This is a genomic window from Variovorax sp. dw_954, assembly GCF_018449755.1.
In the GTDB taxonomy this organism is placed as follows: domain Bacteria; phylum Pseudomonadota; class Gammaproteobacteria; order Burkholderiales; family Burkholderiaceae_C; genus Variovorax.
In genome coordinates this window covers 1-1,656 of record NZ_JAAVVD010000082.1, presented here as the reverse complement: position 1 = coordinate 1,656, position 1,656 = coordinate 1, and the positions used below count along the sequence as shown (strand labels likewise).

Annotated in this window: 2 protein-coding genes; both read left to right on the top strand. The window is 65.3% G+C overall.

The features are described 5' to 3' along the window. On the top strand, window positions 1-1,131 hold a 1,131-nt coding region (locus tag HB681_RS37570), incomplete at its 5' end, for a DcaP family trimeric outer membrane transporter (RefSeq protein WP_213959978.1). Between the two features lie 22 nt (window positions 1,132-1,153). Beyond that, on the top strand, window positions 1,154-1,656 hold a 503-nt coding region (locus HB681_RS37565; RefSeq protein ID WP_275946435.1), incomplete at its 3' end, for an Orn/Lys/Arg decarboxylase N-terminal domain-containing protein.

Here is a 1,656-nt window from a genome sequence, read left to right as displayed (position 1 = left end):
TCGGTGGGCACGCGCGCGCAGGATGGCGCCCCGGACCCGGGCAACGCGAGGGTCGAGTTCTACGGGCAGGTGATGCTCGACGCGATCTACGACGCCAAGCGCATGAATCCCGACTGGGCCGCAACGCTGCGGCCATCGCAGATCCCGGTCACCTGCCCCGGCTCGCCCGGTTGCGGCAAGGATGGCTCCACCACCTTCAGCGTGCGGCAGTCCAGCCTCGGGTTCAAGTCGTTCATCCCGACCAGCCTCGGCGAGATCAAGACCGACATGAGCTTCGACCTGTTCGGCACCAACGGCGGCACGCAGATCCATTGGCTCAATGCGTGGGCCGAGTTGGGGATGTTCGGCGCCGGGCAGACCTACTCGAACTTCATGGACATCGACGTGTTCCCCAACACCATCGACTACTGGGGACCGAGCGGCATGGTCTTCGTGCGCAACCCGCAGCTGCGCTTCACGCCGTGGAACAAGGATGGCAATGCCTTCGCGATTTCGCTGGAGTCGCCGAACTCGGCGATCGACACCGGCAGGATCACGCGCGTGGACCCGGCGCTGGGCGCAAACATCACTGGCAGGACCCAGTTGCCGGACCTCGTTGCGTCCTACAAGCTGGAGCGCGACTGGGGCCACCTCAAGGCGGCCGGCATCGTGCGCCAGGTCGGCTACCAGAATCCGGCCTCGATCAACGGCGACCCGTCCGGCACGCGCACCGGCTACGGCCTGAACCTGAGCGGCGCGTTCAAGGTGTTCAGCAAGGACAAGTTGAGCTGGCAGGTCGTCTCGGGCAAGGGCATCGCCAGCTACATGAACGACGGTGGCGTGGACCTCGCGCCCAACCGCGCCTTGCAGGCCGAGACCGTCACCTCGCTGGGCTGGCTGGCCTACTACGGCCACAGCTGGAACGACAAGTGGACCAGTTCCATCGGCTACAGCGAGCACCGCCAGAACAACACCGACGGACAGCTTGTGAACGCATTCCACAAGGGCAGCTACGCGTCGGTGAACCTGCTGTATTCGCTGGCGCAGAACGTCACGATGGGCGGCGAGTTCATCTGGGGCCGCCTGGAAAACAAGCTGGGTCTCTCGCAGGACGACTATCGCTTCCAGTTCTCGACCAAGGTCGGTTTCTGAGCGCAACAACCGGAGCGGCTCCATGCAGTTCAAGTCGACTTTCCCGATCCTGATCGCGCATCGCGACATCGCGGCGCAGACCGTGGCGGGCGTGCGCCTGCGCCAGATCCAGCGCGAGCTGGAGCAATCCGGCTGGAAGACCATCCTCGTCGACAACGAGGCCGATGCCGGCATCATCGCCGGCGCGCACCGCGGGCTTGCCGCGATCGTGTTCCCTGTCGCAGCGGCGAAGGACGAGGCGACGGCGCAGCGACTCATCGACCTGATGAGTACGGTGCACCAGCGCGCACCCGGCCTGCCCATCGTCGCGCTGGGCGAGACCGCAACGCTCTCTGGCAGATCGCCCAAGGCGGTGCAGGGCCTGCGCAACCTGCACAGCATCATGTACCTCTACGAAGACACGGTGCCCTTCCTGGCGCGTCAGATCATGCGTGCGGCAGAGGACTACCTGGACCAGTTGCTGCCGCCATTCTTCAAGGCGTTGACACATCACGCGGAGCGCTCGGCCTACTCGTGGCACACGCC